This is a genomic window from Paenibacillus allorhizoplanae (assembly GCF_927798215.1).
GTDB classification, from domain to species: domain Bacteria; phylum Bacillota; class Bacilli; order Paenibacillales; family NBRC-103111; genus Paenibacillus_E; species Paenibacillus_E allorhizoplanae.
In genome coordinates this window covers 21,669-46,598 of record NZ_CAKMMW010000021.1, presented here as the reverse complement: position 1 = coordinate 46,598, position 24,930 = coordinate 21,669, and the positions used below count along the sequence as shown (strand labels likewise).

19 protein-coding genes are annotated in these 24,930 nt (G+C 45.2%); 16 read left to right on the top strand and 3 right to left on the bottom strand.

All coding sequences use genetic code 11. The features are described from left to right. Nucleotides 1-56: 56 nt before the first annotated feature. The 4 genes from L6I86_RS26465 (at nucleotide 57) to L6I86_RS26450 (ending at nucleotide 2,553) form a co-directional block, all read left to right on the top strand. Nucleotides 57-1,013 carry a sigma-70 family RNA polymerase sigma factor gene (locus L6I86_RS26465; protein ID WP_236291399.1) on the top strand — a complete coding sequence of 319 codons (957 nt, stop codon included), beginning with the start codon at nucleotides 57-59 and terminating at the stop codon, nucleotides 1,011-1,013. A gap of 66 nt (nucleotides 1,014-1,079) precedes the next feature. Further along, nucleotides 1,080-1,505: an SRPBCC family protein gene (locus L6I86_RS26460; RefSeq protein ID WP_236291398.1), complete on the top strand. Its 426-nt coding sequence runs from the start codon at nucleotides 1,080-1,082 to the stop codon at nucleotides 1,503-1,505. Nucleotides 1,506-1,605: 100 nt separating this feature from the next. Beyond that, complete coding sequence (locus L6I86_RS26455; protein WP_236291397.1) at nucleotides 1,606-1,992, top strand: hypothetical protein; 387 nt, start codon at nucleotides 1,606-1,608, stop codon at nucleotides 1,990-1,992. Between the two features lie 54 nt (nucleotides 1,993-2,046). Further along, nucleotides 2,047-2,553: a GrpB family protein gene (locus L6I86_RS26450; RefSeq protein ID WP_236291396.1), complete on the top strand. Its 507-nt coding sequence runs from the start codon at nucleotides 2,047-2,049 to the stop codon at nucleotides 2,551-2,553. A 131-nt stretch (nucleotides 2,554-2,684) separates the two neighbouring features. Here L6I86_RS26450 and L6I86_RS35730 read toward each other — a convergent pair whose 3' ends face one another. Then, nucleotides 2,685-2,819: a hypothetical protein gene (locus tag L6I86_RS35730; protein WP_276574898.1), complete on the bottom strand. Its 135-nt coding sequence runs from the start codon at nucleotides 2,817-2,819 to the stop codon at nucleotides 2,685-2,687. 91 nt (nucleotides 2,820-2,910) lie between these two features. Further along, the gene (locus L6I86_RS26445) at nucleotides 2,911-3,660 is read right to left on the bottom strand and encodes an SDR family NAD(P)-dependent oxidoreductase (RefSeq protein ID WP_236291395.1); all 750 of its coding nucleotides are present in this window, start codon (nucleotides 3,658-3,660) and stop codon (nucleotides 2,911-2,913) included. Between the two features lie 147 nt (nucleotides 3,661-3,807). Between L6I86_RS26445 and L6I86_RS26440 the strand changes: the two genes are divergently transcribed. The 12 genes from L6I86_RS26440 to L6I86_RS26385 all read left to right on the top strand — a co-directional run bounded on the left by L6I86_RS26440 (nucleotide 3,808) and on the right by L6I86_RS26385 (nucleotide 23,210). Further along, nucleotides 3,808-4,032, top strand: a complete 225-nt coding sequence (locus L6I86_RS26440; RefSeq protein ID WP_236291394.1) for a hypothetical protein — start codon at nucleotides 3,808-3,810, stop codon at nucleotides 4,030-4,032. Nucleotides 4,033-4,352: 320 nt separating this feature from the next. After that, nucleotides 4,353-5,258: an ABC transporter permease gene (locus L6I86_RS26435; RefSeq protein WP_420851935.1), complete on the top strand. Its 906-nt coding sequence runs from the start codon at nucleotides 4,353-4,355 to the stop codon at nucleotides 5,256-5,258. 15 nt (nucleotides 5,259-5,273) lie between these two features. Then, nucleotides 5,274-6,152: a carbohydrate ABC transporter permease gene (locus L6I86_RS26430; RefSeq protein WP_236291393.1), complete on the top strand. Its 879-nt coding sequence runs from the start codon at nucleotides 5,274-5,276 to the stop codon at nucleotides 6,150-6,152. A 64-nt stretch (nucleotides 6,153-6,216) separates the two neighbouring features. Further along, nucleotides 6,217-7,752: an extracellular solute-binding protein gene (locus L6I86_RS26425; protein ID WP_236291392.1), complete on the top strand. Its 1,536-nt coding sequence runs from the start codon at nucleotides 6,217-6,219 to the stop codon at nucleotides 7,750-7,752. 129 nt (nucleotides 7,753-7,881) lie between these two features. Beyond that, nucleotides 7,882-10,155, top strand: a complete 2,274-nt coding sequence (locus L6I86_RS26420; protein WP_236291391.1) for a helix-turn-helix domain-containing protein — start codon at nucleotides 7,882-7,884, stop codon at nucleotides 10,153-10,155. A gap of 215 nt (nucleotides 10,156-10,370) precedes the next feature. Next, the gene (locus L6I86_RS26415) at nucleotides 10,371-12,560 is read left to right on the top strand and encodes a glycoside hydrolase family 88/105 protein (protein WP_236291390.1); all 2,190 of its coding nucleotides are present in this window, start codon (nucleotides 10,371-10,373) and stop codon (nucleotides 12,558-12,560) included. Between the two features lie 32 nt (nucleotides 12,561-12,592). Beyond that, complete coding sequence (locus tag L6I86_RS26410) at nucleotides 12,593-13,765, top strand: oligogalacturonate lyase family protein (RefSeq protein WP_236291389.1); 1,173 nt, start codon at nucleotides 12,593-12,595, stop codon at nucleotides 13,763-13,765. Nucleotides 13,766-13,780: 15 nt separating this feature from the next. After that, nucleotides 13,781-14,968, top strand: coding sequence for a TolB family protein (locus tag L6I86_RS26405; RefSeq protein ID WP_236291388.1), 1,188 nt, complete (start codon nucleotides 13,781-13,783; stop codon nucleotides 14,966-14,968). A gap of 277 nt (nucleotides 14,969-15,245) precedes the next feature. Further along, complete coding sequence (locus tag L6I86_RS26400) at nucleotides 15,246-19,256, top strand: LamG-like jellyroll fold domain-containing protein (protein WP_236291387.1); 4,011 nt, start codon at nucleotides 15,246-15,248, stop codon at nucleotides 19,254-19,256. A 478-nt stretch (nucleotides 19,257-19,734) separates the two neighbouring features. Continuing rightward, on the top strand, nucleotides 19,735-21,849 hold the full coding sequence (locus L6I86_RS26395) for a pectate lyase family protein (protein ID WP_236291386.1): 2,115 nt from the start codon (nucleotides 19,735-19,737) through the stop codon (nucleotides 21,847-21,849). Between the two features lie 212 nt (nucleotides 21,850-22,061). Continuing rightward, on the top strand, nucleotides 22,062-22,577 hold the full coding sequence (locus L6I86_RS26390) for a nucleotidyltransferase family protein (RefSeq protein ID WP_236291486.1): 516 nt from the start codon (nucleotides 22,062-22,064) through the stop codon (nucleotides 22,575-22,577). 237 nt (nucleotides 22,578-22,814) lie between these two features. Further along, a complete protein-coding gene (locus L6I86_RS26385; protein WP_236291385.1) occupies nucleotides 22,815-23,210 on the top strand; it encodes a VOC family protein in 396 nt (131 codons plus the stop codon). A gap of 177 nt (nucleotides 23,211-23,387) precedes the next feature. Here L6I86_RS26385 and L6I86_RS26380 read toward each other — a convergent pair whose 3' ends face one another. Further along, nucleotides 23,388-24,794 (bottom strand): discoidin domain-containing protein, encoded by a 1,407-nt coding sequence (locus L6I86_RS26380; RefSeq protein WP_236291384.1) that lies wholly within the window; start codon nucleotides 24,792-24,794, stop codon nucleotides 23,388-23,390. Nucleotides 24,795-24,930: the final 136 nt, after the last annotated feature.

The following is a 24,930-nucleotide window of genomic DNA, read 5'->3' as shown; positions in this document are numbered from 1 at the left end:
GATTCGAATATGATGGAAGGAGGATGTTTCAAGTAGATTGACCTAAGGAGGCGAAGATGAACGAAGCCGCTTTTGATATGGAGTTATTTGAGAGCTACAAGCCGGGGTTAACCTCATATTGTTATCGAATGTTGGGATCCATTGATGATGCGGACGATGCTGTACAGGAAACCTATATTCGGGCATGGCAGAGCTGGGATCGCTTCAGACAGGACTCATCCATTAAAACATGGATCTACCGCATAGCGTCGAACTTATGCTTGGACAAGCTAAGGCAAGCGAAGCGCCGTACGCTTCCCGTTGACCTGTCCGACCCGGCGATCAAGATTGTCGAACCGAACGAAACGCTGCCAGACTCGTCCTGGATTTGGCCCTCACCCGAATTTGGAGAAAATCCGGAAGATGCTCTCGTTCGCAAGGATACCCTTCAGCTCTGCTTTATTGCACTCTTACAAAACTTGCCGCCTCGTCAACGCGCGGTTCTTATTCTGAAGGATGTCTTTGAATGGTCTTCGAAACAAATTGCGGAAACGTTGGGAATGTCGCCGGCCGCGGCGAACAGCGCCCTGCAACGAGCCAGGGAGACGATGGACCGAACGCGGCTTCGCTCCGACGAGTTTAGTAAGATGAATGTCAATCCTGACCAGAATCTTCTCTCGCGATATGTGGAAGCGTTTGAGCAATTCGATATCCATGCGCTTGTGTCGTTGTTCCATGAGGAAGGTTGTATGTCCATGCCGCCTTTCGCCATGTGGATAAGCGGGCAAGAAGATTTGTCTGCGTTTTTTGCACTTACGCGCTGGCATTGCGAGGGGTCCAAATTTTTGCCAACTACAGTGAATGGCGGTTATCCCGCTCTGGCGCAGTATGTGCCGGGCAAGGAGGCAGCCGTCCTGGTGCCTTGGGGCATTCACGTGATTGAAGTGAAAGATAATCGGATATTCCATGTTCAAAATTTCATAAATGCAAAATTATTTTCCCGATTAGGGCTTCCGGAACAAATAGAGCGATGAATTCGGAGATTGGCATTCGTCTATATTAGTGAGAAACAAAATTCCTGTAAAGAGGTGTCCTTCACAATGGAAACAAGCAATCCAACGAAAGTAACCGTAGAGACTGTCGTTCAAGCCCCTGTAGCAAAAGTATGGAGCTATTGGACCGAGCCGGACCACATTACGAAGTGGACTCAACCTTCCGAAGAATGGCATGCGCCAAGAGCGGAGAACGATTTGCGGGTCGGCGGCGAATTCCTGACAAGGATGGAAGCGAAGGATGGCAGCATGGGTTTTGATTTTAGCGGAATTTACGACGAAGTGAAGCTGCATGAGACGATTGCTTACACATTGGGAGACGGACGGAAAGTGGATATTGCGTTCGTTGATCAAGGCGAGGCCACGAAGGTCGTTGAAATCTTCGACGCCGAGAGCACTCACCCCGTTGAATTCCAACAGGCGGGTTGGCAAGCGATTCTGGATAGTTTCAAACGATATACGGAAGCATCATAAGAATAACAAAACGCGCTCTGCCTCCTGAGGACGGCAGAGCGCGTTTTTGCCTTGGATGAAAGAGTAATCGAGCTTCGCTATTAACAAGGAGGAGAGATCTATGTACATTAGATTTCATGGTAATTATCTAAGTCCTAAGCTTAAGCAACCTTATGGCATATTTGTTGTTATTTATCACTTATATCGTGATGGTAAACTCTCGGAAAGAGAAATTAAGTTGTATCTAGATACCAAAGAATGGTTTGAACAAAATTTACCCAATCCGCCATTTTATGATGATAACAATCTAGTAAATGCAGTAACATGGTTCAAGGATGGAATTAAGGCAGCAGAAATGATAACTCAATTGAAGCCATTCTTTCATATTGCCGAGAAATATAACATCGAGATAATTAAATCAATCTCTAATGATCTTCCTGGAATACTTATTTATGAGGACGAGTACCAGATTGGAATTGTTCCTCGTTTGGCAAACGATCAAAGCTAGTTAAACATCTGATGGGCTGCTACGGTGGCGGTCCTTACAGTTAGGAGAAGTTTGATGGGAACGAGTCTAATAGTACGTGAATATGACCCTAGTTGGGTTCAATTGTTTCAACAGTTACGAGATTTTGTACTTCCTGTTTTAAGCGAATTTGTAGTCGCAATAGAGCACGTTGGCAGTACATCCGTTCCAGGATTGGCAGCGAAGCCTATTGTTGATATGGACGTGGTGGTGTCTACGCAATCGGATGTCCTTAACGCTATTCAAAGGCTAGCCAAGATTGGCTACGTTCATGAAGGGGACTTAGGAACTACCGGACGTGAGGCTTTTATTCCACCCACCAATATAATTTGGCATCACCTATACGTCTGTACCATGGAAAACTCTGAATATAAGCGTCATATCCTTTTTCGTGATTATTTGAGAATTCATCCAGAGGATGCCAAACAATATGGTGACTTAAAGTTAGAACTCGCACAACGATTCCAGAATGACCGTCTAGCATACACGGAAGCTAAAGGCGAGTTCGTGAGAGAGATACTACAACGTGCTGGTTGGAAATGATGTGCAGTTCAGCCAGCGTTTTTACACTAACTAAGGAACTTCCAATAAGTCATTTCATTGGAGCCTAATTAAGGTTATAAACAAACAAAATGCCGCAAAAACCCCGCGGCATTCATCATCAAGTCGAGCGGTTACTCTTCTCTAGCTTCAACCTCGCCATTCATTTGTTGGGCATAGGCACGCATCAGATCGTAATCGTGATTAAATTCAGGTTCTGCCATGTGTGAAGTTTCTTGCTCTTGAGGAATTGTTGTCTCATCCTTCAACTTGCCCACCCCTTCCTTTATTAGGGATTAGGATTACCTATATCGAATTTGTTATCCATCCCTGTCATGGAGCGGTTTTGTCTCTTTTCCTTTATTCCTCCATGTACATCATTTTAACGGTCATACCGCCATCTATCGTCAGGTTTTGACCCGTTATAAATCCTGCCTTCTCGCTAGCTAAATAAAGACAAGCCTCTGCAACATCTTCTGGTCTGCCTACTCGGCCTACTGGATGCTGGCTTTTATCCGTTTCCGTATGGGAAAAGCTGCCCGCGTTCCTTACTTCAATCCACCCTGGAGATATCGCGTTGACGCGAATGCCATAGCCGCCTAGACTGATGGCCATCGCATGGGTCAGTGCAGAGATGCCTCCCTTGGAGGCCGAATATGCCTCGGTATTAGGCTCTGACATAACAGCCCTCGTTGACGAGAGATTAATGATGGCGCCTCCCCTTTCTTGTGCTTTCATGATGCGGGCTGCAGCCTGCGAGCAGTGAAAAGTACCTCCCAGATTTACGGAAATGACCCGCTGGAATTGCTCAGCGCTAAGCTCCAATACATCGGTATTGTGCATGATTCCTGCATTATTCACCAATACATCGATGCTGCCCAACAAGGAAGATGTACGTTCCATCCATTGCTCAACCTCCTCATTCTTGGAGACGTCGACCTTCATGAAGAGCGCATCATCTGTAAAGGGACGTAGGAGCTCAATTGTCTCTAATCCTCGATCTTGATGAATATCCGCTATGGAAATGCCATACCCTTCTTGAGCAAAAGAAAGCGCAATGGCTCGTCCGATGCCCTGACCTCCGCCAGTAATGACTGCGATTTTCCGCATACAATCACCTCTATCTCTATTTTCCAACAGTGTAACACAACTGCTGCTTTAACATACGCGTTTACCTCTTGACTCTAACACTGATGTCAATGTTTATACTGAGATTATCTCGAGCAGGAATCTGCCAGAAAGGAAGTATGATACGTTATGATTATTACGCCACAAGAAGAAAATATGATTAAAGCTTTTCGTGAAGCGGCATTGCCCCCATTATTTGTGCTCATACGAATTAGAAATGAGATTTCAAGCGACACTATAAATGTCGAAGAGAGCCGTAGGGATGACGTGGTGAAAATATTAGAGCAATACATCGCCCCACTATGGGAAGATTATCATAAGGGGAAGAAGTCACAAACCCAAGAAGGGCTTTAACGAATTATTTTAAACGATACTGTTGGTCCTGGTGAGCTAGTACAGTCACTGGGGCTTTTTTTATAACCAATCATCCCTAAAGGACCATCGGAACAAATGATCAAAACGGGTTAATTATAGACGGGACAACGGATGAAACCACTTTCTGAACAAATGAATATAGACGGATATTTCCTCCACTTACTAGTATTGAATTGTAAACGTCGCTCCGGAAGGATGCGGTGGGCATGATTCAGTAGACAGAAGGAGTGAACGAGATAATGGCTGCGATTGATTATTCAGCACATAAACAAGCTGACGCACAAGCGAAAAGGAGAAGGATGAATCGCCTTACTGGAAAGTTACTTAAAGATCGGTGGCTATATCTGATGCTGTTACCGGGTATTGTCTACTTCTTACTTTTCAAATACGGGCCCATGTGGGGAATTGTAATTGGGTTTCAGGATTACTCTCCATTCCAGGGGATGTCCGGAAGTAAGTGGGTTGGTTTGAAGCATTTTATCAGGTTGTTCAGTGAACCAACATTTTTTACGATACTGAAGAACACATTGATCTTGTCGCTCGTTAATCTGGTTGTTGTTTTTCCAATGCCGATTATTGTAGCGCTTATGCTCAATGAACTAAGGAAAGAAAAGTTTAAGAAAGCGATACAAACGCTGATCTACATCCCTCATTTCATGTCTTGGGTGATCATTATCGGCATGTTTTATGTCCTATTTGAGTCGCATGATGGCTTATTTCAAAAGTGGATCGTTTCACTTGGTTTCGAACCTTTCACGTTTATGATGGACCCCGATAAATTTATCCCGATGTATATCTTGCAAAATATATGGCGCGATACCGGATGGGGGACGATCATCTTCCTGGCAGCTCTGGCAGGCGTAGATACCCATCTTTATGAAGCGGCACGTATGGACGGCGCAGGTCGGTTGCGTCAAATGTGGCATATCACGTTGCCGTCGATACGAAGCACCATTTTGATTATGTTTATTTTGCATCTTGGGAATATTCTTGAGCTGGGATTCGAGCATGTCTATTTGCTTCTTAATTCGCTCAACCGAGAAGTAGCTGAAATATTTGATACGTATGTCTATACAGCCGGCATCCTGAACGGAATGTACAGTTATTCAACGGCCATAGGTGTGTTCAAATCAGCGGTTGGCCTTATTCTAGTCGTCATTGCCAATCGGTTATCCAAAAAATTCGGTGAAGAGGGAATTTTCTAAGGAAGGGTGAGACACATGATTCACGATCGAAGTTGGGGTTCTCGTTTATTTGACATTATCAATTCTACAATTCTGATCCTGTTTGCGCTAAGTACACTGCTTCCCTTTGTTCATATTGTTAGTTCTTCATTTGCAAGTCCGACGGAAACGCTTACCAAAGATTTCGTGTTGTTTCCCACACATTTTACATTGGATGCTTACCGCTTTATCTTCTCAACGGATCGTATCCTGAAGAGTCTGCTTGTCACGATAATCATCACAGTAGGCGGGACCATTGTAAACCTAATCATGACTTGCCTGATGGCCTATCCGCTTTCCAGAAGAGATTTGATCGGACGTAGGCCGATCATGATGATGGTGATTTTCACGCTTCTTTTCAGTGGAGGCATGATTCCTACGTTTTTGATTGTAAAAGCCTTGGGACTGCTGGACTCCATGTGGGCACTCATTATTCCGAGTGCAATTAGTACCTTTAACCTTATTATTCTCAAAAACTTCTTCCAGCAGATGCCGGACGGTATTGAGGAATCAGCTAAAATCGACGGTGCCAATGATCTCAATATCCTTGTGCGCATCATCCTTCCACTCTCGCTGCCGGCACTTGCGACATTCGGACTGTTCTACGCAGTCGGCCATTGGAATACGTTCATGTCGGCCATCCTGTATATCCGAGATACTGACAAATGGCCGATTCAAGTGCTGCTTCGCTCCTTTGTTCTGTTATCCGAAGGCCGGTTAGACGATCCTTCGAGTCAGGATGACGGTATCCAATTGCCGCCAGAGACGGTGAAAATGGCTGTCATTACGGTGGCTACGCTTCCGATCCTATGCGTTTATCCTTTTTTACAAAAGCATTTCGCGAAAGGTGTTATGATGGGTTCTATTAAAGGTTGATAATAACTAGAACCCATTTAACCATAGTATTCTCATCTATTATAAAAATGGAGGTCTTGATCACATGGACATGCGTAAAAATGTAGGGGTAAAAGCAGTGGTGGCAGTTAGTATGGTTGGTTTACTGATGACAGCGTGTTCCGCTGAGAAGCAAACAACCGATCAACCAACATCTGCACAGCAAACGGAAAAAGCGAAGGACGCAACGCCTACGACAATTGAAATTATGAGCACATTGACTGGCGTAGCGCCGAAAGAAACAAGTGATGTACAAAAAGAGCTGGAGAAACTTACGAATACCAAGCTGAACATCACTTGGGTACCGGAAACGGCGTATAAAGAGAAGTTGAACGCCACAATGGCTTCTGGAACGCTTCCACAGGTCATGTTCACGAATGAAACAAAATCCGCTAACATTATCAATGCAGCAAGATCGGGAGCATTCTGGGAAGTGGGTCCTTATTTAAAGGACTATCCGAATTTGAGCAAACAAATGGATCCAGAGGTATTGAAAGGAATCGCAATTGATGGAAAGTTCTACATGCTACCCCGTCACCGCGATGCTGCTCGTCACGTGATTACGATCCGCAAAGACTGGTTGGATAAATTGGGGCTAGCGATGCCGAAGACGTTGGATGATCTGTATAAAGTGTCGAAAGCATTTACAGAAAATGATCCAGACGGGAACGGCAAGAAGGATACGGTCGGATTTGTGGAAGATATGTTAAATGCCCTAGTGCGTAGCATTGCTGTTTATCATGGAGCCCCGATGAATTATGGTGTGCAAAACGGGCAAGTGGTTCCCAACTTCATGACGGCCGAGTATTTGGAAGGTCTCAAATTTTACAAGAAACTGTATGCCGAAAAACTGATGAATTCAGACTTTGCGATTATCAATGCGCAGCAACGCCGGGATATGATGGCACAAGGGAAAGCTGGTATCATGATCGCCGTAGAAACGGATGCTCCGTTGGTTTATAAAGATGCGATAAAGCTGAATCCGAAAGCTGAATTCGATTTGATTCAAGGCGTGGCAGGACCACAAGGGCTGAAGGTGTCGGCTACTTCAGGGTATAACGGAGCCATGTTATTTTCCAAGAGCAGCATTAAAACGGAAGCGGAGTTAAAGAAAATTCTAGCGTTCTATGACAAAATCTCGACCCCTGAAATCATGACATTGATGAGTAAAGGCATTAAAGATATCGATTACAAGATCGTGGATGGGGGATTCGTTGAACCTGTTAATCCACGCGCCGATGACCGAAAGTCAGATGCCAACTATCTCTTTTTTGGAGTCGCCAATCCAAATATTGAATTACCAACGAAATCAACAGACCCTTTAGTTATCAAAGGTAAAAAGCTGGTGGCTGACAATGCCAAGATTGCCATTTACGATGTAACGACACCACTAGATTCCAAAACCAAAACCGAGAAAGGTCCAGAATTAGATAAAATTAGCCGTGATGCCCAGATTAAATTCATCATGGGTGAAATCGACGAAGCTGGCTACAAAAAGTCCCTTGAACAGTGGAGCAAAGCAGGCGGCGATCAAATCATCAAGGAATTTACAGAAGACTACAAGAAACAAGGCGGTAAATAATCGGCATTAAAAAGATGGGAGATCTCTTCCGTCTTTTTCCGCTTACGAACGGGGAATCGACTAGCTATCATTGGTTATATGTTAAAATAAGAACTGAAAGATCAAGCATCCAGCAGCGGAGGTATATTCATGAAAACTCGAGGTCTAACATATTTAAATAAATTAGTGCTATACGGGTTTGTACTTGGTGTTGTACCTCTGCTGGCCTTGGGATTTTTTTCTTATTTTCGCACTTCCGGTACAATTCAAAACTATGTAGAGGAAGGCAATTTACAAATATTAAAACTAAGCCAGTCACGCATCGAGCAGAACTTGAAGACGGTAGAAGCTTCCGCTATAACGATGCTTCATTCCCCGTTTGTGGAGAGTGTGCTCTCCTTGCCGCTGGAGGGTAAATATTATAACGAATTTGAACAACTGACAGGAACGATTCGTCAATTGCAGGTGTTTGAGCTGGGTGTTAGCGATATTGAATTCTACAACATGCACGGTAAATGGCAAATCGGAAATAAGGGGATTTATCCTTTCAACCAAGATAACAGCCATCCAACTATGGGAATTCCGCAAAAGACAATATGGGAATCGAATAAAAATGGGATTCGTATGATCAGCAAAAAGCCAGCGTATGATCCAGACCCCGATGTGATCATCACGGCAGATATCCCTTTTTCACATCTGCGTAAGCTGCTGTTAGACACAAGCCCACTTGGAAGCGTTTTTATGTTGGATAGTGAGATGAACCTGCTTGGTTATCAAGATGAAAGCTTTACGCGTGCCTTCCTCGGTGAAACGGAGCTAGCCAATCAACTGAAACGGCTGGATGGCGATGGGGGCAAAGTCAATGTGCATTATGGCAAGCAGGCGTATTCCGTTACCTATATTCGTTCCAGTCTCACGGGATGGATGTATGTGTCGGCGGTTTCAATCGATATGATCACCCAAGAATCAAAAGCGATTGGTCGGTTTACAATCTGGATCTGCTTGATTATTACTCTTGCTGTTCTTATCTTTTCGGTCATGGGCTCTAATCGATTTTACAGTCCTATACGCAAGCTTTATGCGACAGTTGTCGGTCAGGATGTACAGCAGCAGCCACTCCATAATCTCAAACGCGAGGATGAGCTGCAGCAAATTGGCACACGGTTTCTTTCTTTATTGGATCGCCAACAGGAAATGTCTGGCCAAATCCAGGGGCAGGTTGTACAGTTAAATCAATTTTTTGTGCAAAAGCTCTTTTTTGGCGAGGTTGGACCGAGGGAAATAAAGGAGAAGTTGTCGGTTCTACAATTCCCTCAGAGTTGGCAACGCATGTATGTGATGGCGATCGAAATTGATACGCTCGAAGGAAGCCGATATGAGGAGAAGGATCTGGATCTGCTTTTGTTTGCCGTAAACAATATTGCGGGGGAGCTCGCTCCACAACAAACCCTGCTCAACCCAATCGTTCTGAACGAATCGCAGTTGACCATTCTGGGTACGGACCGTACTGATCCAGCTTGGGAAGAGGACGTATATAAGCTGGCAGAGGAGATTCAACGAGCGGTTCGCACGTATTTGAATATATCAGTTAGCGTCGGACTTAGTTATGTATTTGAGGAATGGACGAAGGTACCTAAAGCGTATAAAGAAGCCATAGATGCGCTAAGATACCGCGTTAAGCTCGGTCACGAGACGATTATTTCCATACGTGATATTTTTGCGGATTCCCCTGCGGAGACTTCGTATCCCGTCAAAATTTCGGATGAACTCCGGCAGGCTGTTAATGCCTCGGACTTGGAACAAGCGACCCTTCTTCTGCATCAAATGGTCCGAGAACTGGTCGTGCAGCCGTTTCACTTCCATGACTACCAGTTTTCCCTTATTCGGTTTTTATCCGAACTGGGCAGTCTGCTTCAGGATCAAGGGATTTCGATTCGCACGCTAATGAAAGACGACGAATCGATCGTGGAAAGCTTGTTCAAACTGCGAACAACGGAAGAGGTCGAGGCTTGGTTTAAGGAAGTCGTTGTAGGTCCGGTATTGTTACTGTTGGAGGAAAGACGTAGCCATCAATTCCGCAAAATTTCGGAAGCTGTCATCCAGATCATTCACGAAGAATATGATACGGACTTAACGCTAGAACTATGTGCCGACCGCATCGAGTACCATCCCCATTATGTCAGCAAAGTTTTTCGCCAAGAAGCCGGCGTTAATTTCGGTGATTATTTGTTACAATACCGGCTGACGATCGCCAAGAAGATGCTCGTAGAAACGAATATGAAAATCTCCGATATTTCCGAAAAGTTGAAATATACGAATTCAACGAATTTTATCCGTTCTTTCCGCAAGGTTGAAGGCGAGACTCCTGGTCAGTACCGCGAACGGATGCAAGATATTCCCGCTTCAGGAAGCGGGGCCAAATAAGTGAGTAATTAAGCGCCCTTCGAACCGGGGAAACAACCGGAAGAAGGGCGTTTTTGGTGCAGGCTCTGCCGTGCGTCGCGCGCTAGCGCACAACTATTGTGCGCAAGGGAAGCGTCCCCGCCGGCAGCTCGCTGCCTTTTTTCATATCTGAACAAATGAATATAGACTGATATCCAGCATGGAACCTATATTTAAAGGCGAAAGGAGGAGAGAGTATGAAACGGTATTTCGAAGTGGAAGCCGGCATGGCCTATAAGCTGGCAGATCAGAACACGGACACGATCCTGGAGACGATTGCTGGTGCTTATATAGCGAACAATCCCCCGCATCCGTTCGTATTTCGGTGCTATAGCAGGCTTTCGATTCCTCAGCTGCAGGATGGCAGATTCGATTTTAATATGCAGGATAAGCATCCGGATGCTTTCTCTGGTCAATATGCTTTCGCCCTTGGCATGCTGTGGAGTGACAATGTCAGGTCTGTCGAAACAGCCATCAATTGTTATGGTCCGACCAGGCTGCTGCTGAATGGCAAGCTGCTGTATAAATCAAGTGTAGCCGAAGAGGTAAACGTAGAGACACGCAAGATCGTTGAAGTGCCGTTGCAAAAAGGCTGGAATGCTTTCCTACTCGTCTTCCGCAAGGTAGCTTCTGGGTTTGGCTGTGTATTTGGCTCAAACCGGAGCCATTCGAATCCGCTGGATTTCATGAACCCGTTCCATGAACGCTATGACTGTGGTGGCTGGGTGTATTCGGAGCCGCAAGACGAGGAACGGTTCAGTGAAACTAATTTTCCCGATGTGAAAGGATTAGAATCAGACTCCCCGGTGCGGTGGTTTCCATCTCGTGCATGGACGACGGATCAAGCGTCGCTGATGAATTGCGCTCGCCTATTCGGGATTCAGCCTAATAAAGTGGCCTATGCGTGGTCGAAAGGAGAATCCGTCCTCCCCGGTAGGAATCCATTCGCCCTGAAAGGATGGGCAACCGGCCCGCTGCGAATTTGGGTCAATAATGAACTTGTCGCGATATCCGAGACGGAAGGGTCATTTGAGGTTGAGGTCAATCTCCCATTCGGAGCACATAATTGGTTAGTCGAGTCGGCTTGCGGCGGGGAGAGAGACTGGGGTTTCTCACTGGAAGTGACCGTTTACGATGAGCCGTATTCGTTCAGTCAGCCGCATCCGGTGAGAGGTACGGATGAATGCTGGCTGTACGTAGGGCCGATGGAGTGTTCCGTAGCCCCGAATCCGGAAGAGTTGCAATCGATGTCTCGTTTGTTCGAAACGGAAGATGGCAACCAGACCTATTGGCGGGTAGACAGGCCGGGACTGTGGGTCAGGCCCTACTTGCACAATGCCCGTTACGCAAGATGGAATTATCCGATCGGTGTAACCTTGTATGGTCTCCTCCAGACCGGCCGAAAGCTCGCGAGACATGATATCGTCCGATACGTACTTCAACATCTGAAAGCGTGTACGACCATGTACAGCTACGCGCTGTGGGATCGTGAGCAGTATGGGTATCCAGCGATTAACACGAAGTTGGTTGATATGAAGATGCTGGACGATTGCGGTTCCATCGGCAGTGCGATGCTGGAGGCGAATAAAGAAGCACAAGAGGATGGTTTTGTCAGGCTGGCCCATATCATTGCCGATTATATGGCCAACTCGCAAGAGCGGCAGGACGACGGAGCTTTCTATCGGGAATCCAAAGGTTATTACATGGAAAATACGTTGTGGGCAGACGACTTATATATGAGTACCCCTTTCCTGTGCCGTTACTACAAGTTAACAGGAGAGCGCAAATGGCTGGATGATGCCGCCAGACAGTTTCTTCTTTTTAAGAAATACTTGTATCTTTCTGAGAAAAATTTGATGTCCCATGTCTATGACTTCAAATTCCCAATGGCTAATGAGATACCTTGGGGACGCGGAAACGGTTGGGTACTCTTTTCTCTATCGGAGCTGTTGGAGGTTATGCCAGAGGAGCATCAGGACAGGGAAGCGTTGCTTGCCTTCTTCCGTGACTTCTCCGAGGGCTTACTTGCCCGCCAAGGGAAGAATGGCTTGTGGCATCAAGTTTTGACCGATGAGGGATCGTTCGAGGAAACGTCCTGCACATCGATGTTTATATATGCGTATGCGAGAGGTGTACGCTTGGGCTGGCTGGATAAGCCCCACACATATGCAATTGCCGTACGCAAAGCATGGAGCGGATTGATCACCCATGCCTTTGAAGGGAATGGATCTGTTCATGGTGTATGCTGTGGCTCCAAATATTCCTTCTCCCCTGATTATTACAAATATGAGCTTAAGGTCGTCACGAACGACCCTCACGGCATTGGCATCGTCCTGCTAGCTGGAATTGAAGCTGATGCAATGAACCAGATGTTAGCAGCTTTATAGGCAGTAGAATAACTGATAAGGAGTGGATAGATATGAAAGGCGATGTATATTACTCAACGATCACCAGAAAGCAAGACGAGTTGACGGGTGTCGAGGTGATACAGCTTACGGACAATTCCGGTGATACGTATCATCCCTATTTCACCAAAACATTGATTGATTCGGAAAATAATTACATCCTACTGGCTTCTAACCGCACAGGTTCGTTGCAATTGTACACGTTACGGTTCAAGGACGGACAAATGGTGCAAGTTACCGATCAAGAGGGAGTTAGTCCATTCAGTTCCGTGCTCGATGCTTGGCATCATATTGTTTATTATTTTGCCGACCGTACACTGATGCGGGTTCGCCTGGATAATCTGGAAGTCGAGGAGCTTATGCAAATTCCACTCGGTTTTAAACCCAGCGATTTATCTATTGATAATTCTGGGAGATTCCTTGCCTTTTCGTATGTGGAACATATGGAACTCTGTACGGAAACAGGGGGTACGTATTCAACACACAGGGAAAAGCACTTCCGCAGACCAACGAGCGTGGTCATCCGTTATGACATCGAAAAAAGATCTCCTTATGTGGTATGGGGAGAAGGTCAATATATTTCCCATGTGAATATAAGCCCGGTGGACTCGAATATCATTGTGTTTTGCCATGAAGGTCCATGGCTGCAAGTTCAGCGAATGTGGACGGCGCGTATCGACCATGACAAAGTGTATCCGCTCGTGGATCAGAAGGTCAATTTGGAACGGATCGGACATGAATTTTTTACCGCCAGCGGCAGGATTGGTGCGCAGTATTCCTCTAGAGAGAGGATCGGAGATGAGTTTTTGCTGCATGGTGATGTTTTTATCAACGTGGATGGCTCGAACGAGAGAAGATACTATTATCCATACACTCGGCCTTCCCATGTTCAGATGAACTACCAGGAAACTATGGGTGTCGGTGATCGTGCACCGATTCGCGAAGTGATGGAGGATAAAGGGAACTATATGTCCTTATTGAGATATAAAGGGGATGCCATTGAAGTCGGCCTTCTTTGTGCTCATGGTACCTCTTGGCGCAGCCAGATGTCGCATCCGCATCCTCTTTTTACCCGAGATGACCAACATATTGTGTTCTCCTCCGACAAGGGCGGCAAATCGAATGTCTACATGGCTAGGGCAGATTGGGACCGAACGATAAAGAGTGACAGGCGGATAGACAAATAGGGAGGAGAGAATCTCATGCTTACTATTAAAAACGAGCTAGTGAAAGCGGAACGGCTAACACAGGAAGATGCGCATTACTTTTTTGGTTATTATGATACACCTGCGTGGAGTTTAAGCGACCGGTATCATCTATGTCATAAAGTTGATTTCATGGATCGACTTCCGCATGCGGCAGACAGCGCCACTGTGGGATACATCGATATGCGGGACCATTCTTTCCATCCCGTGGCGGAAACGACTGCGTGGAATTTCCAGCAGGGGAGTATGCTGCAGTGGCACCCTGCTTGTCCAGAAGAGGAGATCATCTACAACACTTGGGATGGCGAAACTTACAGAGGCACGGTGCAAAATATTCATACAGGATCCTCCAGGCAACTGGAGCTCCCGGTGGCGAATGTCGATCCAACAGGTATGTATGCGGTAAGTATCAATTTCGACCGGATGTTCGATTTTCGGCCTGGTTATGGCTACGCAGGGAGAGAAGACCTGTATAAAGAAGTTCGTCATTCTCCGAATGACGGTATTTTTCTGATCGAATTAGCAACAGGGGAATCCAGACTCATATTATCACTTCAACACATATGGGATTTCACGAAGTCCCGCTTTCCTGGTCAGGATAAGAAGTTACTGATTAACCATATCACTTTTAATACGGACGGTTCCCGTCTCGTTTTCCTTGTTCGTTATTTTCCTGAACCTGGAGAAGTCTGGGAAACGGCTATCCTAACCGTCAACCGTGATGGTTCTGACCTATTCCTCTTGTCCGATTATTCGTATGCATCTCATTATCATTGGCGTGACCGGGAGAGCATTGTTTTCCATTCACGCGGAGCAGAAAGCGGCGACGCAGGTGATCAATTATATGTGCTTAGGGATCTGACTCATGAAGCTGAGATAATCGATACCGCATTCTTCTTGAGGGACGGTCACTGCAGTTACTCACCAGATCGTCAGTACATGCTCTATGACAGTTATCCTGATGCGGATGGTTATCGGCACTTGTATGTCTATTCTTTGAAAAATAAAAGCGGTGTGACGCTCGGTTCCTATTACTCTTTGCCGGATATCGATGGAGACATACGCTGCGATCTGCACCCGCGCTGGAATCAAGCAGGGACTCATATATCGTTCGATTCTATTCACGAGGGAAGACGGCATGTGTACGTGATGGACCTGCGAAAAGTCATGGAAAGCGGCTGCTGAACAAATGAATGTTGACTGTCATTTGCTTGCGAACACATACTGAGCACGTGGAAGAGGCCCTTAGCAGCAATGATACTAGGAGGATCACCCGCGTGAGGGAAGGGGGGATGAGGAGGAAGGGAAAGGATGACAAGGTTGTTGGATCATTCTTAGTTATTTGAAAGCGATTGCAATTGAAGGTTGCATCCAGAATCCACTGACTGATGTTTGAAAATGGGCTTGTAAGGAAGCGAATCAAAGGAGGAAAGTGTTGATGACTCATTCTTTTAAAAATCATTTGTGTAGAGTATTAGTATTTTGCTTGATGCTGGCATTTATCCCGTTAGGTATGGCTGCTCCAGCCTCAGCATATGGGAATGGAACGCTGCTCAATGGTGGATTTGAGAGTGCTACAGGTTCAGGTGTAACGATTTTCGATGGGTGGAAGATTGACTCTACGGGGGCTAAAGCTACGAATGGCAGTCCAGCAGGCTCCACCTATGCTCGCACGGGGAATAATGCTCTGAAGATTTCGGCGGGTTCGGGTTCGCAGAAAACACCTGCTCAGCAATATGTTTCAGTTATTCCCGGACAGACTTTCGATGCATCCTATTATATGAACGTAGCTACTTGTACTGCTGCTTGTGTCAGTGGTGGATCGGCTGCAGGCATGACGATTCGGTTCTATGATAGCAAAGTAAATCCGGATAACTTTAGTAACACAGGTGCAACACAAGTCGGTAATGATGTGAATGTCGGTGGTATAACAGGCACAACTACGTCTGGATACACCCAAATTCAGAAAAGCTTTACGGTTCCTGCGAACGCGAAGTATATGCGCGTTTATGTCTTCTCGATTAGCGCTACTAGCGGCAGCATGATTGCCTATGTGGATGATATCAGCATCGTTCAAACCGCAGGTTCGACGCCAGTAGCTGTTACAGGTGTAAGTTTGAACAAGGCATCTACGACGATAGAGAAAGCAGGAACTGAGACGCTGGTAGCAACGGTTAGTCCGGCTGGCGCGCCTCAAGCTGTTAAATGGACCAGCAGCAATACCAACGTAGCAACCGTGGATGTCAATTCAGGATTGGTAACGGCTGTGAATACAGGGACGGCAACGATTACTGCGACTTCGACGACGGTAACACCGCCTAGTGTAACCAATGCAGTCTACACGGCGTCAGCGCAGGTTAGTGTTGTGGCCGGGATGCCTGTTCCGGTATATGGTTTAACACTAACGCCGTCTTTTAGTTCGATCAGTGTCTATATCGCTGGAGGCCGGGATGATTTAATTCGTCATCTTTACTATAAGAAGTCTGCGGATACGGTATGGAAGGAAGCGTTGGAGCCAATTACGATTCCGGATAAAGGGATCTTTTCTGGCAGTATTGTAAGGCTTGATGAAGATACCTCCTATGATGTGAAATCGGACATCTATTATGGAAGTACGTTGATCAAATCGGAGACAGGTACGGTTCGCACATGGACGTCGACTCCGACGATTGCACAGACCATTTCTTTATCCAGTTTATACACTAGCGGTGGTTTAACCATTGATGGAATAACGGGAACCAATAATGGCTGGGTTAAGATTGTCAATGACACAGGGTTGACGATTGATGCAGGGTTTGCAACGGATCATGCCGTAACTGTGACGAATTCGGTTTATACGATATTAGAAGGCTTTATTGTCAAAGGTGGTAAGAAAAACGGTATTTATTTGAACAATACCGATCATGATGTCAGAATCACCAATGCCGACATCTCCGGCTGGGGACGGGTAGCCGTTGATACCGTTCATACGCAGCAGCAGCTTGATTTTATTAATAAGAGTGATGTTGGCTATGGAACACCTATTGACGATCAAGGAAACATGTTGGAAGGGGATGCCGGCTTACGAATCGAAGATGCCAAGAACATTGTTGTGGAAAGAAGCTACGTTCACGAGCCGAGAGGCTACGCGAATCCTTGGACGGGAATCACCTCCGATGGTCAAGCGTTCAGTAATTCTCACCCGCAAGGTCCTGAAGCCATGTATCTTCGAAGTGCAGGCGGCATCGTAGTTCGGTATAACGACTTCAGTGGAGCGGATGAATATCACCGGTTTAATGATGTTATCAGCGGCTATTATAATAGCCAAGAAAGCGGCGGGTTCTATAAAGATGCTGATATTTATGGCAACTTCTTTGGTTACGCCAATGATGATAGTGTTGAGTTTGACGGCGGACAGTCGAATATCAGGGTGTTCGACAACCGTGTAGAGATGAGCTATGCCGGGCTGAGTTTTGCACCTAACATGGTGGGTCCTAGTTATGCCTTTAATAACGTACTATACAATATGAACGACTTCAGACGTACGGGGACTGGATCAGTCATCAAATTAGGCGGTAATAGCAGCACGACGTATGATGGCGAAACTTGGTTTTTTAATAATACAATTTATGCCGTTCCGAAAGCGATTGTAGGCAGCAGTACGCCAAAGGGCTGGTACGGCGGCACTAGAAATAACCTGATCGTTGTCATGAGGAATTTCACCAGCGGTACATCTAGTTACTATAATATTGAAGATAATCCATTAATCAATCCAGGAACGAATTTCGATTACGATGCGCTGGGGCGCACAACGGCTGCAGATGGAGCAGGTCAAATATTAGCCAACGCTGGTGCTGAAGCACACGGGTTGTTCAAGATTGGTAAGATGACCAACCCTGGCGCTGGTGTTTTCACACCAACCGCTTCAGGTGTCGATACGGCCAGAGAAGTGAATGTCATTGATCAAGGAACTGTTGTGAAAAACTTCGCGGAGTCTTACTCTGGCAGCGCTCCGGATATCGGTGCGTTTGAAGCGGGGGGAAGCAGTCTGTTTCCTAAACGACCTATTCCATTCCAATCGGACAAATATTTGGTCGCGATCCCTGCTACGGATAACTCGGCTAGTTTTACAATCTCTACAGGTGCTTTGACCGGTTCAGGAAACTATACGATTCGCCGCAATACGGAAGAGGACTGGTACACGGTTACACCTGTTTCGGGGACTTTTGCAAGCAATAGCCAAGTAACCTTTACCATCCAAGTCGATAGAACGAAAGCGTCATTTAATAGAGCTGCGGAATATTCTACCTTGTTTGTAAGGCTGGCGAATGGATTTTCAGTGCCGATTACGATCAAAGCAGATAATTCGGTTACTGAGATTCCCGTAGGGCAGACTGTGCAGATCAATTCAACTAAAGCTTTTCCGAACACAGCCAATTTGAGTGCAGACTGGAAATCAAGCAGTGCTGCTGCGCCTATAACTTCTACAAGTTTTACGGATGTAGCTTCTGTAGCGATTACCGGAGCTTACGCTGGTAGTGCAACGATTACGGCAAACAGCTCGGTTAATGGGGTAAACCAAGCAGAGTACAGAGTGCGGGTGCCGGCGATGCTTGGCGGTCTGCAGGTGAATGGACAGTCCGTTGCAGGGTTCGACCCGAATACGTATAGCTACGTTGTCGCCCTGCCGGCCGGCTCACCCGTACCGACGGTGACGGCGACATCGCTGGATGCCGGCTCGGCCGGGCCTTCTACAGTGGCATATACGTTGCCGACGAGTATACCGGGCACGGCTGTTGTGACGGTGACATCTTCCGATGGAACGACGAGCAATACGTATACGATTCAGTTTACAGTATCGTATTTAACATCCGTTGTGGGCCACTGGAACCTTGATGAGACATCGGGAACTGTTGCGTCGGATTCCTCGGGTAATCATTTGAACGGAACCCTGATCAACGGCCCCGTATGGACAGCGGGCAAGATTGGAAACAGTCTGGATTTCGATGGTATAAACGATGAAATCGATCTGGGAACTCCCGCTGCGCTGCAATTCACCGGTGCCATATCTGCTGCCGCCTGGATCTATGTCGACAGCTTCGCGGGCGATGGCAGAATCATTTCAAAGGAATACGGTTCCAACTCCAGGTCATGGAGCCTCAATGTGAAATCAGGAGGCAAAGGCGTATTCCAGATCGCAACGGGTTCGAATTCTTCCATAACCGTGGAGACAGCAGGTACGCTGCCGGTCGGCCAATGGATCCATCTGGCGGGCGTTTACGAGCCGGGTGTCGCGTTAAGGCTCTACGTCAACGGCACATTAAGCAACTCCAACATCAGTTCAATTCCGTCGACACAATACAACAACACCAGCCATGTGTTTATAGGAAGACGGCCGGATTTCTCGAATGCCTTTAACGGCAAGATCGACGAGGTATTTGCTTTTGGCAACGCATTGACGGCTACGGATATCGCAGCGCTTGCGGGGAACTAAGAGACTTTGCCGCAAAACATGTTGGTTCCCAGTTTCGAATCCGTCATTGTCTATTTGATCTCTTGGATTTTATTGCAATTGCACAGTTGGTGTAAAGTGGATGACTAAAACGAAGACCCTCAGCCTGTTGCTGAGGGTCTCTTTGTTTATGGTATATATTTGAAAATCTTCACTAGAGCATCCCATGAATAATATGGGTTCAAGTAATTTATATAAATCGCAAATCTGCCAACCGAGTTGGTAACTTTTTTTACTTATACCTCGATGAATCCCAGTATTTTGAAGATTTGTCGAGAGTATCATATTTCTCTCCGATAATCATTAGCTCAGAAAAATGGAAAATATGAGCAAATGATTGTTTCGGAACCTCTTTCCAAACTGATAAGCTGAGTCTGAGCTTGGATGAGGCGAGGGGGGATACGTAGATTTGTAAGCGGTTTCTGATACGTTACAACAATTATACGTGGGAGGAATTACATTGAAAAAAAGTGTTTCAAAAGTAACGAGTTACGTTTTATTGTTTGCTTTAGCGCTATCTATTATCGCAAGCGGAGTGGCCAGTAAGGCCGTACATGCTATCGGAGTTTCGATCACGGGCAGTGGAGGCTGGAATGAAACAGCCTATGTAGAATGGACACCTGTAAGCAATGCTCAAGGGTATAATGTATATGTTAAACCTTCAAGTGCAGCCGATTCGCAATACCAACAAATTGATACGCAATTAATCCGACAATACCCTTCCAAATGGAGAGCTGATGCTGTAGGGCTTGCAGCTGGAAGTTATGTAATGAAAGTTGAAGCAGTACTATCAGATGGTTCAAAAGAAAGTACGGTTACAAATACGGTATCCGTAACGGCACATGACAGATCTGGATTTGCTTTTGCAAATCAATCTACATTTGGCACAGGATCAGGTGCTTATAACGAAGATGGTACACTTCCGAGTGGTGCGCAAGTTATTTATATAACATCTGCGACTGCACAAACCGTATCTCTTGATGTGAAAATTAATAGCGCAGGTGATAAACAAACGGCTGTTGGTCTAGGTGCAATTCTGGCACTAAGACAAAAAGGCTACGATCAAACACCACTTGCAATCAGATTCATTGGAAAAGTGACAGATGCTAACATGGGTTCATCCATTAACAGCGGTGGATTTCTTCAAGTAAAAGGTGCTTCAGCTTATACGCGAATGAATACAACAATTGAAGGTATCGGAAACGATGCAACTGTTTATGGATGGGGATTTCTACTTAGAAATGTCGGTAATGTAGAAGTAAGAAACCTTGGTATTTTGTTATTCCAAGATGATGCCGTTTCAATGGATACAGGAAATGTTAATATTTGGGTGCATAATAATGATATTACATATGGAAAAGCAGGATCAGATGCTGACCAAGCCAAAGGTGATGGTTCAACTGACCTTAAGGGCGCATCAACGTATACGACAATCTCGTACAATCACTACTGGGATTCTGGAAAAGCTGCTCTAATCGGTTTGAGTGAATCATCTGAATTCTTTGTAACCTTTCACCATAACTGGTTTGACCATTCAGACTCACGTCATCCACGTATAAGAAAAGGAACTATTCATGTTTATAATAACTTCTTTGATGGTGTCTCCAAATATGGAACTGGTATTACAACAGCAGGTTCGGCATTTGTAGAGTCAAATTATTACAGACATTCTAAAAATCCGATGTTGATTTCCTTACAAGGTACGGATATTGCAGGTGGGTCTGTAGGAACATTCTCCGGTGAGAATGGTGGTATGATTAAAGCCTACAATAATAGTATCGTAGATCTTGTTGGAGGTCTTATTTATGCAAATTCCAATGCAGGATCAGCTCCAGCTAATGCAACTTCATTTGATGCGTATTTAGCTTCAACAAGAAATGAGACAGTTCCAAGTTCATACAAAGCACTAGTAGGTGGAACAACTTATAATAACTTTGATACGACGATCGATACGGGAGTAAATGCAGCTGACATTGATAGTGTAAGCACGGTAGAACAAGTTGTTACGTCAGAAGCTGGACGCCTTGGTAATGGAGACTTTACATGGACATTTAATGATGCAGTTGATGACACATCTTCTGACCTTAATTCAGCACTTATGTCCAAAATACTAAGTTACACATCTCAACTTGTATCTGTAGGTGGTAACTCAACACCACCAACAGGCACACCTGCACCAACGACTACGCCAGCACCAACAGCTACACCAACGACGACACCAGCCCCAACGTCTACACCAGGTACTTCCATTGTTCATAACTTTACCACAGATGGCAAAACAAGCAGCTTCTTCACGATTGTCGGGAACCTTTCAACAAGTAAGGGAACCGTGGTATACAATGGGTTAACTCTAACGCAATGTTTAAAAATGGAGAGTTCAACCATTATTGATTTTACCACAACAACAGCTAAAACATTAACCTTAGTGTTTAATCCAGCAAACGGACTCAAGGTTAAAATAGACGGAACAAGTTATGCAATGACGAATGGCATTGTTAGTGTTTCACTTGCGCCAGGCGCACATACCATTATCAAAGAGGATGTTACAAATCTTTATTACATGAAGCTAGACTAAAAGCTTATAAAGGCTGCCAACAGTATCGCGATATTCGCATATTGTTGGTAGTTCTTTTTTTTACCCCAAAAGTGAACGGTAAAAAAATGGGATAACTTTACAATAACAACATTGCCTTCTATAATATAGGAATATACGTTCTTATCGAGGAGGCTCTTGAGTTGATAAAAAGTAAAGAGGATATTATTGCCCTGATATGTGCGGATGAATGGATGATGGACGTCCTCAGGGCTGCTCGGTCCTTACAGCTCCCTGATTGGTGGGTTTGTGCGGGCTTTGTTCGTTCAAAAATCTGGGATACCCTTCATGAATATGAAGAACGAACGCCACTCTCCGATGTAGATGTCATCTATTTTGATGCATCAAATGTAAGTGAGGATATTGAAAAACGATTGGAGGAACAGTTAAAACAAATCATTCCAAACATACCTTGGTCCGTAAAAAACCAGGCAAGAATGCATGTGGTCAATGACAACCCTCCCTATTCGTCTTCCACGGATGCAATGTCCAAGTTCCCTGAGACAGCAACCGCTTTGGGGTTGATGCTAGACGATCAGGATCATGTACGCTTAGCTGCCCCATGTGGAATTGACGATGTACTTGAAATTATTATTAGGCCAACTCCCTATTTCTCAGAGAATAAGCACCTTGCTGCGATATACGATAAACGAATCGTACAGAAGAATTTTAAAGGCAAGTGGAATAAGGTGACTGTGATTCGCGATTAGGAGTGTGATTGATTCTGAGGAAAGTAATTAAAACACTAGGAATTTTGTTTAGTTTACTAAAAGTTATTCTTGCAATATCTATTTTTATTGATAAAGGCTTTCAGCAAATTAATCTTTCATGGATGGCAGTTGCGATGTGTTGCTTTAAAAAGAGGTGCAGATTTGTGCCTTGAAGGTGGCGATTTTTTATGCTCTATATCTTTAGCGGGAAAAAAATGAAAAAAGGGGTCGAATGGCATGACGACATGTGGCTGGGCGAACAAAATTACTGAGATTACATTGTTTGTAGAAGATTTGCATCGGTCGAAGGCATTTTACCAAGAGACGTTCAAACTTGCGATCATATTTGAAGATGAAAACTGCGTGGTGTTCGATTATGGCAATACAAGTATCAATCTGTTACATAAATCGAATGCCCGCGAGTTGATTGAGCCGGCACAAGTTGGTGGCAACGGAGATGGCGCGCGGTTTCAGTTTACGATTCAAGTGCCAGACGTTGACCAGGTATGTGATGAGCTGAAAGTCTGTGGCGTTAAGTTATTGAATGGACCGATAACGCGTCCTTGGGGGCGGCGTACGGCTTGTTTTGCCGATCCGGATGGGCATGTGTGGGAGATAGCGCAAGTGCTGTAATGAAATTTTTATGTGGAGGTCCCATGGAATGGAACTACGGTTTCCGTTATAGTTCCTTTCCACCTGTTTGCTATCTATTTTCTCAGATAAATTACGATTAAGATCCACATCAAATAAGCCGTCCTAAAGTAGAAGCATCTACTTATTGGACAGCCGTTTTTAATATCTATTCCTCAACTAATTCCCGTAAATATCTACCTCAGTGATACTATTCCATCCATTTCCGGATGAATTGCCATGCCCAACGATTCTTACATAGCGGCCTACCGTGTCTGTGAAATCGTATTGCACTTGTGAGAGCGTCTGCGTACTCACTTTATTGCTTACGACCGTTGACCACGCGGACCCATCAGTTGAGACTTGGATATCGAACGTTGTGGTACGTACATCCCCTTGATGAAAAGCAATCGACAAGTATCCAACCGTTTTACTGGAACCCAAGTCGAACCTGATCCATTGTCCATCACCTTGTGAGGACCAACGTGTGCTCAAGCTGTTGTCGATTGTATTTTGCGGGACATTACCGTCATTTCCACTATCCGTTATGGCGGATACGTTAAGTAGGACAGGAGTTGTGCCTCCGCCACTCGAACAGCTGGTGTAGGTAGTAACGCTGCCCACATACATATTGCCAGAAGGACTGCGAGTATTTCCGCATGCTTTTGCAGACCCGCCATCTACATTGACAACGTAAGGTGTGCTATTATCCATATTCGCTATATTGTTGTAGAAGTCATTGTTAAAGCCCCAGCCTGTCGAACGTTCATGAACCTGAAAGGCATCAATAATGACCGAATTCCCGTTTCGATTCACGGTGTTATTGCGAATGATCGAATTATTCCCTTTGACATCCATAAAGCTGTCGGAGTAATTCGCTCCACTGATCCCCGTACCGTTAAATGTACTATTTTCCACAATGGTCCCCGTCGTGCCTTCCTTAATGTCGACAGATTCAGCCCTAACGTTCGGGCCGATGGTTACATTGCTAATTTTGTTATTGTCCGTAGCCGCATTATAAGTTCCCCATTTACCTACATCAGATCCGACATAAACACCCTCACCGTAATCAGGGGTAAGCGTGCCCGTATCATGAACATAAGAATTTTGAATTGTATTATTCGAGCTCCCATCGCGGTAATGGACGCCTTCTTCTCCGATATTGTAAACTTCAACGCCATCAATCAAACCATTGTTTGCGTTATCTTGCATAATCCCTTTCTTCGCATTTGTAATTTTCAAGTCTTTAATTTGAACATAATCTCCAGTAATGTACAACGCATAACCACTTGAGGTGCCGCCTCCATTCAGAATAGCTTTGGAAGTAGCGCTTGCACTCTTAATGATAATTGGGTTAGACGAGGTTCCATTGGCAGCAACAACGAAATTCCCAGTGTAAGTACCAGCTGCGAGAATAATGGTATCACCGGCTGCAGCGCTCGCAAGCGCACTCGTAAGGCAGGAAGCCGTACTGCAATTGGTAGTAGCCGCGTAGCTGCGCCCTGGAACGATTAGTGCAAGAACGAACATCATAATGAGTACTGTGACTTGTAACTGTGCAAATCTAGTTGGGAGTTTCATGGACATAGACATAAATTACCTCCTCATTTTGATAACGCTTACATGTTACAGTTCTTATCGTAGAACGTGCTGGGCATAAAAGGTAGTGGCTATCTTTATATCGGATTGTGTAATTTTTGGAAACCGAATAAAATTGTCTTAT

Excerpts from the sequence above, each read along its gene's own strand:
- L6I86_RS26440 (WP_236291394.1), top strand. The coding sequence starts at position 3,808 with ATGATTATTACGCCACAAGAAGAAAATATGATTAAAGCTTTTCGTGAA.
- L6I86_RS26450 (WP_236291396.1), top strand. The coding sequence starts at position 2,047 with ATGGGAACGAGTCTAATAGTACGTGAATATGACCCTAGTTGGGTTCAA.
- L6I86_RS26415 (WP_236291390.1), top strand. The coding sequence starts at position 10,371 with ATGAAACGGTATTTCGAAGTGGAAGCCGGCATGGCCTATAAGCTGGCA.
- L6I86_RS26425 (WP_236291392.1), top strand. The coding sequence starts at position 6,217 with ATGGACATGCGTAAAAATGTAGGGGTAAAAGCAGTGGTGGCAGTTAGT.
- L6I86_RS26405 (WP_236291388.1), top strand. The coding sequence starts at position 13,781 with ATGCTTACTATTAAAAACGAGCTAGTGAAAGCGGAACGGCTAACACAG.
- L6I86_RS26380 (WP_236291384.1), bottom strand. The coding sequence starts at position 24,794 with ATGTCCATGAAACTCCCAACTAGATTTGCACAGTTACAAGTCACAGTA.
- L6I86_RS26390 (WP_236291486.1), top strand. The coding sequence starts at position 22,062 with ATGATGGACGTCCTCAGGGCTGCTCGGTCCTTACAGCTCCCTGATTGG.
- L6I86_RS26430 (WP_236291393.1), top strand. The coding sequence starts at position 5,274 with ATGATTCACGATCGAAGTTGGGGTTCTCGTTTATTTGACATTATCAAT.
- L6I86_RS26465 (WP_236291399.1), top strand. The coding sequence starts at position 57 with ATGAACGAAGCCGCTTTTGATATGGAGTTATTTGAGAGCTACAAGCCG.
- L6I86_RS26435 (WP_420851935.1), top strand. The coding sequence starts at position 4,353 with ATGAATCGCCTTACTGGAAAGTTACTTAAAGATCGGTGGCTATATCTG.
- L6I86_RS26410 (WP_236291389.1), top strand. The coding sequence starts at position 12,593 with ATGAAAGGCGATGTATATTACTCAACGATCACCAGAAAGCAAGACGAG.
- L6I86_RS26455 (WP_236291397.1), top strand. The coding sequence starts at position 1,606 with ATGTACATTAGATTTCATGGTAATTATCTAAGTCCTAAGCTTAAGCAA.
- L6I86_RS26385 (WP_236291385.1), top strand. The coding sequence starts at position 22,815 with ATGACGACATGTGGCTGGGCGAACAAAATTACTGAGATTACATTGTTT.
- L6I86_RS26460 (WP_236291398.1), top strand. The coding sequence starts at position 1,080 with ATGGAAACAAGCAATCCAACGAAAGTAACCGTAGAGACTGTCGTTCAA.
- L6I86_RS26445 (WP_236291395.1), bottom strand. The coding sequence starts at position 3,660 with ATGCGGAAAATCGCAGTCATTACTGGCGGAGGTCAGGGCATCGGACGA.
- L6I86_RS26420 (WP_236291391.1), top strand. The coding sequence starts at position 7,882 with ATGAAAACTCGAGGTCTAACATATTTAAATAAATTAGTGCTATACGGG.